This is a genomic window from Desulfobacula sp. (assembly GCF_021107415.1).
Genome location: NZ_JAIOSW010000339.1, coordinates 1 through 7,798, shown reverse-complemented (window position 1 = coordinate 7,798; position 7,798 = coordinate 1). Strand labels below are relative to the sequence as shown.

Annotated in this window: 7 protein-coding genes and 1 pseudogene; 1 reads left to right on the top strand and 7 read right to left on the bottom strand. The window is 42.0% G+C overall.

Going from position 1 to position 7,798, the window contains the following annotated elements; translation table 11 throughout:
* The 6 genes and pseudogenes from K8S13_RS17180 to K8S13_RS17155 form a co-directional block, all read right to left on the bottom strand.
* Positions 1 to 657 (bottom strand): annotated as a pseudogene (locus K8S13_RS17180) (NADH:flavin oxidoreductase); the annotation flags it as partial.
* A gap of 97 nt (positions 658 to 754) precedes the next feature.
* Positions 755 to 2,167 carry a GTPase/DUF3482 domain-containing protein gene (locus K8S13_RS17175; RefSeq protein ID WP_291464401.1) on the bottom strand — a complete coding sequence of 471 codons (1,413 nt, stop codon included), beginning with the start codon at positions 2,165 to 2,167 and terminating at the stop codon, positions 755 to 757.
* A 3-nt stretch (positions 2,168 to 2,170) separates the two neighbouring features.
* On the bottom strand, positions 2,171 to 3,775 hold the full coding sequence (locus K8S13_RS17170; protein WP_291464400.1) for a DUF2868 domain-containing protein: 1,605 nt from the start codon (positions 3,773 to 3,775) through the stop codon (positions 2,171 to 2,173).
* Between the two features lie 9 nt (positions 3,776 to 3,784).
* Positions 3,785 to 4,666 (bottom strand): LysR family transcriptional regulator ArgP, encoded by an 882-nt coding sequence (locus K8S13_RS17165; RefSeq protein WP_291464398.1) that lies wholly within the window; start codon positions 4,664 to 4,666, stop codon positions 3,785 to 3,787.
* Positions 4,667 to 4,724: 58 nt separating this feature from the next.
* Positions 4,725 to 5,429, bottom strand: a complete 705-nt coding sequence (locus tag K8S13_RS17160) for a DUF1847 domain-containing protein (RefSeq protein WP_291464396.1) — start codon at positions 5,427 to 5,429, stop codon at positions 4,725 to 4,727.
* A gap of 40 nt (positions 5,430 to 5,469) precedes the next feature.
* On the bottom strand, positions 5,470 to 6,111 hold the full coding sequence (locus K8S13_RS17155) for a DsbA family protein (protein ID WP_291464404.1): 642 nt from the start codon (positions 6,109 to 6,111) through the stop codon (positions 5,470 to 5,472).
* Positions 6,112 to 6,325: 214 nt separating this feature from the next.
* Here K8S13_RS17155 and K8S13_RS17150 point away from each other — a divergent pair, with 214 nt between their 5' ends.
* Positions 6,326 to 6,940 (top strand): LysE/ArgO family amino acid transporter, encoded by a 615-nt coding sequence (locus K8S13_RS17150; protein WP_291464394.1) that lies wholly within the window; start codon positions 6,326 to 6,328, stop codon positions 6,938 to 6,940.
* On the opposite strand, the gene K8S13_RS17145 is transcribed toward K8S13_RS17150, so the two are convergent.
* Complete coding sequence (locus K8S13_RS17145; RefSeq protein ID WP_291464393.1) at positions 6,926 to 7,591, bottom strand: methyltransferase; 666 nt, start codon at positions 7,589 to 7,591, stop codon at positions 6,926 to 6,928. The two genes, K8S13_RS17150 and K8S13_RS17145, sit on opposite strands and share 15 nt — an antisense overlap.
* Between the last annotated feature and the right edge of the window lie 207 nt (positions 7,592 to 7,798).

The following is a 7,798-nucleotide window of genomic DNA, read 5'->3' as shown; positions in this document are numbered from 1 at the left end:
ATTGATCCGTATTCCAATGGGAAAATCTTTTCCCGTCTTTGCCTGGATATCTTCTATGATTTCAAACAAAAACCGTGTCCTGTTTTCAAAAGATCCCCCATATTCATCCGTCCGGATATTACAATTGGGTGCCATGAACTGGTTGATCAAGTATCCGTGAGCGCCGTGAAGCTCGACAAAATCAAAACCTGCTTCCCGGCATCGTCTGGCTGAATCTCCGAAACAGGAGGTCAGTTCTTTTATTTCATCAATTTCCAATGCTCTGACTTCACCCTTTACAACGGCAGGTGCGGGTATGGGAGAGGGTGCCACTTTTTCAGGAAGATAGGACTGGCGCCCGCCATGCATGAGCTGCACCCCAAACAAAATGTCATATTGCTTCACCCTTTGAACCATTTCTTTAAGGGCCGGGATACAATTGTCATTATACATCTGGGGAAGGTCGGGCAGTTCCTGACCTCCGGGATGGACGCTTCCGCCCCCCACCAGCATCATGCCGACACCGCCTTTTGCTCTTTCTACAAAATACTCAACTAATTGATCCGTCACGCAGCAATTTTCATCCACACCAAAGTTTATACTCATGGCAGACATTAAAAGCCTGTTTTTTGAAATCATATTGCCGATCCGAATCGGGCTGAAAAGATTTGATAACATGCAAAGAATTCCTTTTGAATTATCAGTCAACAATTTTTGGGTCCAAAAATCAATATATGCAAATTTTCCATCCGGATACAAGTTTTTTATTAAAGACTCAATATTTCCCGGATATATCATTTAAAACAGATTCAATCAATTCTTCAAAATTCGACATTGCCTTTTTCTCCTGAATAAGCAATCGGCCAAATGAGCGGCCGGTCACAGCTTTAAAAAACTTTGCACACACATTTCTCTGGCTTGTGGTAAACCCTGTGGAATATCCTTTTTTTTTGCTCTTAGTTTTCTCAGACTGGTCTGATAAATCCCTTCGGCCATGTGGTCTGTTGATAATATGGGAATAGTAAATCAGGGCCCTGTCCATCAAAATATAAAGAAATTGAGGATTTTTATTGGGTCCCAGTTGAAGTTTATCTCCGCCAAATCGAATGCCTGCTGTTTTCTTTTTGGTCATCTTTTTTCCACCGAACAAAGCGGAACCAGCCCCTAAAACCCCTCCTATGGCGGTAAAGACACCAAATGTAATTCCTGCGGCAGCCACATCAATCACAGCCCCCATGGTACCGCCTATGACAGCACCTGCTGCTGCCAGCTGTTCCTTTGTCAGGCCTAAAAGTTCCCAGGTCTGTTTTGAAAACAAATCATGCTTAAGGATAGAATGTTCAGGTAACCGGTACTCAAAAAGATGATGTTTGAACAGCGTTCTGATCTTTTTAAACATCTGGTTTTCTATTTTTTTGATATGGGTCTGATATCTTTTATTGAGCCTTTCTTTGATCTCTTCCTGATCAGAAGATGGTGTGATTGTTTCAGACACAAAAAAAGAAAGGCTTTCCTCAATGGTTTGGATCATGCGGACAGTCACCAGCCGGTTTCGTTTCTGCCAGTCTCTTTTAAACGCCAGGATCACGCAGGAAAGCACAGATTCCCATTCCTGGTCAATGGCTTTAAGGCTTTCAAGCATCTTAATACGTTCTGTAAAATTGGCAGTATTTGAATTAAACACACGAATGGAATTAAAATGCTTTCTAAACTCAAATTGCCAATCCGAAGTATAATCTTTCTTATCTGTTTTGGAATTGATAATGGCCATTCTTGCACGGCTTGTAAGCCTTAAAACTTCCATTTCAGCCAGATCGTCATCTCGCACAGGCCGGGAACCGTCCACAACATAAATAATACCCGCTCCCCTGGCCACCGGGCCTAAAAGTTCACACTCATCAACAAAAAAAGGATCATTTTTATGGGTATCAATAAACCGGTCAACAATTTTAGCAGGGTCTCCGTCATATGCTTTAAACCAGGCAAGGGTCTGCCGGGGAACCTGAAACCCGGGAGTATCCACAAACCGAATAATTTCTTCCCCGTCAATTGTGACGGTGTATCTCTTTGAAACTATGGTTTCCCCGGGAATACGGCTGACTTTTATCCGGTCGTCTTCAGTCAGGGTGGAGACGACGGAAGACTTACCTTCATTGGGGTGACCGAGTACGGCAAATTCCGGTATCATAAATTAAATAAACCTTTTCACCACTATTTCAGAATTTTCAAGTTTAAATATAGCTTTTTTCCAGACATCATAATTAACATCATTGTTGTCCACTGCAAGATTTTTCTGTCCGGCATCCCGGGTTAACAGTATCCACAGGGGCTTGCCTTCAGGCATAGCTGCCTTTATCTGGGTAATATAATGGAGCAATCCTCTTATGGGCGGCTGCCAGACTTCATGGACCAGAATCACCTGATCCGCATCACTGACATTTATCTGATGGACCGCATCTGCATCATCTTCATAATCAAAACTAATCCCAATCATCTCTTTTACATCAAGAAACAGGTGCTGCTCAATACCTTGGATAAGCTTTTGAATTATTTTTTCAGAATAGACATTTTTTGCGGCAAGAATCAACGCATTTTGGCTTAAAATGTCAGCGTCAGGTTTGAAGCCCGGCGTTTCTTTTATCTCCCTGTCATGGAGAAAGATCAGGTTCCTTTCCATGCTTTGGTTCACTGGGACCTGGTCCACCGGGGTTTCATTGGCGTCAATGTCCAGAACAGGAGACTGCATCCTGACAATTAACTGCCTGAACCTGGGCCTGTCAAAACTAAAATTCCTTAAAGCCCGTCTTTGGGCCAACACCCCGGCGATGATAAGAATCCCCCTTGGAATAACAGCATAGAATAAGATTCCCAGGCAGATGAACGGCCACCAGGATATAAGATCCTGTGTGGCCAAAACAGAAATACCGTCTTTTAAAATGATCCGGCTCCCTTCTATTTGGTCAAGACTCGGATGGGTAAAAGATTCTGAAATAAACCAGGACCAGGGCCGGGCTATAAATAAAACTATATCATAGACTCTGGTACTTGATGTCATAAGTGTTGACTGCCACCCAAAGGCCATGTCACTGACAACAACCCTGAAAAATGTTCCACCAAGGGCGCATGCTGAAAAACTAAAGGCAAACACAGATGTCAAAATAAAAAAAGGCCAGAAAAAAAGATCTCTATACTCCCTGTTCTTCATCCGGATGAGGGATGAGGTGTATTCCAGGGTATCAAGGCTTTTTTTGAAAATTGTCCAGTTCACTCTTTTTAATATTTTGGGCAATACATCAAAAAACAAGGAGGATACAAGTGTATGAACTATTGAATAGCGAAACCGTTTTTCACTGTTTTTCGCTCCCATACCCCTTCGAACCAATAGCATCAGAGTGAATAGTATCAACATTACCTGCAAGACAATAAATAAGGCAATAAAAATCGCCACATTGATCGGGCGGGTTCCATGGTAGGCAAGGAATGAATACACCAGGGATATCCCTGCAATCCCCCCTGAGAAAATCATGCCATAGACCATCCAGGTATAAAGGGATGAAAAAATCCTGCCCGGTAGCAGGGTTAATCCTTTTTTATCCGTATTCTGGAAAAATTCTTCTTTCCTGAAAGCCAGCCATGAAAACAAAAGAATTTTCAGGGTTTGAGACCTGCTATTGCATTGATGGTAAATTTTGCGATCCTTGATCGCCCGCGATTGGATATCCTCCCCGGAATCAAGGGCATCATCCATACTGATGAGATAGTCCAGATCAATGATATCTTTTAATCTTATTTTCATGATGTATTTTTAGCAGATCATAGCATTTTTCACAATTGATCTTGAAAAGTCGTCCATAAGTTTTGACCTCAGACTCCAGCGATGCCAGTAAAGTTTAACCTTGATATGACAGGAGGGTACGATATCAACAAGGAGACCGGACCTGATATGCTCAAGCCCCTGAAGGTCGGGTATCATTCCATAGGCCAGTCCGTCCATGATCATTCGGGCAAATTTTTCCGATGACGGCACATAATTGATCGGGATATTTTTTATATTTTTTTTAAATAGCTTTTTAAAAGCCATATTATGAAGATCATCCTTACGATTAAAGATAACAGCAGGGGCAGCTTGTACGCTTTGTTCATCCAAACCTTGCGAAAAATATTGTTTAACAAAATTCTTTGTGGCTGCCAAGCGATAATTCATGGTCCCAATGGTTGTGACACGGCACCCCTGTACAGATGATTTTTCAGAACTGATACAGCCTGAAACCTCCCCATTTCTGAGCATTTTATGGGTTTCATCCTGATCATCCACCTTTAAATCCAGCAGGACTGAATGGTCTTTTAAGAACTGTGTAATTGCAGGAAAAAACCAGGTGGCAAGGCTGTCGGCATTAATGCCGATGGGAAAGACCTGAAAGCTTTTTTCCCCTTTTGTTTCCATGGTTCTTTCAAGATCAGCCTCAAGGCTTTTCACCTGCATATAGTGTTTTAAAAGCCGTTTGCCATCCCGGGTTGCCTGTGGCGGAACCATCCGGGTGACCAATACCTGCCCGACCTGATCTTCCAGGAGTTTTATCCGCTGGGATACGGCTGACTGGGTAATGTGCAATTTCTGGGAAGCTTTGTCGAATCCCTGCTCATGGACCACACAGGCCAGTGCTTCTAAAAGTTTATAGTCAAACATATTATATTATTAGCATCTCTAATAAGTTAAACAAATAATTAATCTTGTTTAAGACAGATCAGGATTTAATATCCGGATGCCTGATCTTCCTGTAATAGGATTGGGAATGATAAATTGCTGCCATGGGATTATGGCCGGTGACCCGATCTTTTACAGCCAGAACAGTAGTGGGAATATCCGTAAATTGTAAAAACAGGGAATCGTGCCCCACGCACAATCCCAGCAAAATATTAAAATCGACCTGTTCATGGGTCAGGGCCTTTGCCTGGAATATGGGGTTACACATCGCCTCATCCGTGCCTCTGTATATTTTTTCATCATCTGAAATACCAACAATATCTTTTGAGCTGTTGCCGGCTTTACAGCAGACGGAAACTACCTCGAACCCATATTCTTTAAAAATTTCTTCAACAATTTTCACCTCCATGGTCAATCCTATGCAAAAAGCAAGGCCGATGCGTTTATATCCCATTTTCATCGCGAATTCACAGGTCTCAACAATCCGTGTTTTGGTGGGCTGCATAATATAGGGCTGCTGATCCCGGTTGGCATAACACTCTGCTTCCTGCAAAGACGCCATATGAGCAAAATGATTGATTTCTTTGTCTCCATATTCTTTGTTGGCCTGTGCTAAAACATTTTTCCGTGTCAATGAGGGGCACCCCTTGGGGCCTTTGCCTTTATCTGATAAACAAATTCTTTCGGGGATCTCCACTGCGCAGGATGCACAGGCAGGAGAAATCTTCTTTTTTTTATCATTCATCTTTATCTCCGGATTTAAATTGTTTTTTATTCTATCCTTATCAAATATGTCTTATATCATATTTTATGATTAATTTCTCAAGGGCTTCATAGGGCTGTGCACCCACAAGCCGATCAAGCCCCATGAAAAAGCTTGGAACTGCTGTGACACCCTTTGCTTTTGAAAGTTCCCAGTCCGAATCCACGGCATCTGAAAATTCCCGCTTTTCAATAACCTTCTTACCTTCCTTGCAGTCAAGTCCGGAACTCTCTATCAGGTTTAACAGAACATCTTTTTGGGCAATATTCTTTCCTTCCACAAAATAAGCCTTGAAAGCTTCCATATGAAATTGATGGCCATGGCATTTTGTTTGAGCCCACAGACCGACTTCCTGTGCAAGGCGGCTGTTATAGGTCATCTTTAGGTCACCCAGGGCGAGGCCAAATTTTGCTGCTGTGGCTTTCAAGCGTGCCATCATTTTACGTGTGACCTTCTGTTTATCCACATCAACCGGTATCCCTTTGTGTTTAAACAATTCTTCCAGAGTACGACCCTGTTCAGGCGTATCCGGATGAAGGGGAAAGGCTCGCCATTTGACGTGGATTCCATACTCTTTTTCAAGTTTTTCAATACTCCCGGTAATGAAATAACACCAGGGTCAAACATAGTCTGAGAATATTTCAAGCTCCAAAGATGAAGACATCATGCTCTCCTTTGATTTATTTATTTTTGTGAATATAAGCACAATTAAACAACCTACAAGAAAACAAAGTAAATTTCGTCCTGGAGAATCGCTGACAGATTTTATCGCACATTATAAGCAATGCTAATAATTAATAAAAATAATTAATTTTACTTTAACTACTGATTCGCTTATTTTATCCCTGTTATTTTGTTACTTTACAAAAAGGGAAAACATGCTGTTAACATTTTTAAAAGGGTTTGGTGTCGGAAGCGGATTGATTATCGCCATTGGCGCCCAGAATGCATTTGTTTTAAGCCATGGCGTCAGAAAAAATCATTACATTATTATCCCTTTGATCTGTGCCATTTGTGATGCCCTGCTCATCGCTTTGGGGGTAACCGGCATGGGAACCATCATCGCCTCAAGCAAAAATCTTTCATTGATCGCCGGCACTGGCGGGGCTGGTTTTCTTTTAATTTACGGGATCAATTCCTTCAGATCCGCCATCAAAGGCGGCAGGCTTTCTGAAAATCAAAAGACGGAATCATCCTTAAAAACTACTATTCTCACGACCCTTGCGATAACATTGTTCAATCCCCATGTATATCTTGATACTGTTATTTTGCTGGGCAGCATATCCAGTCAGTTTAAACAGCCCGGTCACATCTTTTTTGGTGCGGGCGCTGTCACGGCATCATTTATCTGGTTTTTTTCCTTAAGCCTTGGTGGAAAAATGCTTGCACCTTTATTTACAAAAGAATTATCCTGGAGAATTCTGGATACCCTTGTGGGAATTACCATGTGGGCGATTGCTCTGTCTATGCTAAAAGTGTTATTGACTTTTTAAATATTCTCCCATGAGCAGCCTGTTTTTGGGTGTGATACTTTCAGGAATTTTCTGGGCCACAATCTTGTATCCCGCAGCTTTTAGCCTTATCGCTCTTATCGTATCCACGGCAAGGGTTTTATCCATCCAGCCTTCAAGGCCGGCTGTGGAAGATTCTTTTATATTATGGCAGCAGGGCAGAACCGCCACCCTGGCATGCTGTTCAATGGCCTTATCAATAATCAGATCCGTTAAAGACCCACAGGCATGAGCAGATACCACGATATCATCCGGAAGGACAAAAATTTCCCGGATATCCATTTCTTTGTAAATAATTCTATTTTTCAGTCTCGGCCAGGATGTGATCAATACGTCGGATAATTTTTTTGCATTTAATGGAATTTTCCTGTCCACGGCGATGGCAATGCTTGAAGTGTCATCAAGAATGAGCATGATATGAGCCAAAAGGCCATGACCGCAGGCAAGGTCTAAAACTCTGCCGCCCCGGTACCTTCGCCGTACTCTTTTTGCCATTTCCCATGCTTCATGAAGCTCTTTTCTTGGAAGCGTTCCGGCACGGCAGACAGCCCTTGCAATTTTATCAAAAAGGCTGCTACCCGGAAAAAGCGACTCCTGTTGCAGGGTCAGCCTGTTCTTTGAAGACTTTTTCATAATTCTGGAAAATATATGATTCTCTGTCTTTTCACAAGCCTTGTCAGGTAAAAATACAGAATGATCGCAAGTAGGTTGAAATAGAGAGACTCATTGGAAAACCACGAAAAATAGGCTATCGTGTTTTTTTATTCCGACCATCAAACTTACATTTCGCACGTTTGAAAAATAATTGTAGAATAATCTTGCAAGATTTATAGATATATT

Excerpts from the sequence above, each read along its gene's own strand:
- K8S13_RS17175 (WP_291464401.1), bottom strand. The coding sequence starts at position 2,167 with ATGATACCGGAATTTGCCGTACTCGGTCACCCCAATGAAGGTAAGTCT.
- K8S13_RS17170 (WP_291464400.1), bottom strand. The coding sequence starts at position 3,775 with ATGAAAATAAGATTAAAAGATATCATTGATCTGGACTATCTCATCAGT.
- K8S13_RS17165 (WP_291464398.1), bottom strand. The coding sequence starts at position 4,666 with ATGTTTGACTATAAACTTTTAGAAGCACTGGCCTGTGTGGTCCATGAG.
- K8S13_RS17160 (WP_291464396.1), bottom strand. The coding sequence starts at position 5,429 with ATGAATGATAAAAAAAAGAAGATTTCTCCTGCCTGTGCATCCTGCGCA.
- K8S13_RS17150 (WP_291464394.1), top strand. The coding sequence starts at position 6,326 with ATGCTGTTAACATTTTTAAAAGGGTTTGGTGTCGGAAGCGGATTGATT.
- K8S13_RS17145 (WP_291464393.1), bottom strand. The coding sequence starts at position 7,591 with ATGAAAAAGTCTTCAAAGAACAGGCTGACCCTGCAACAGGAGTCGCTT.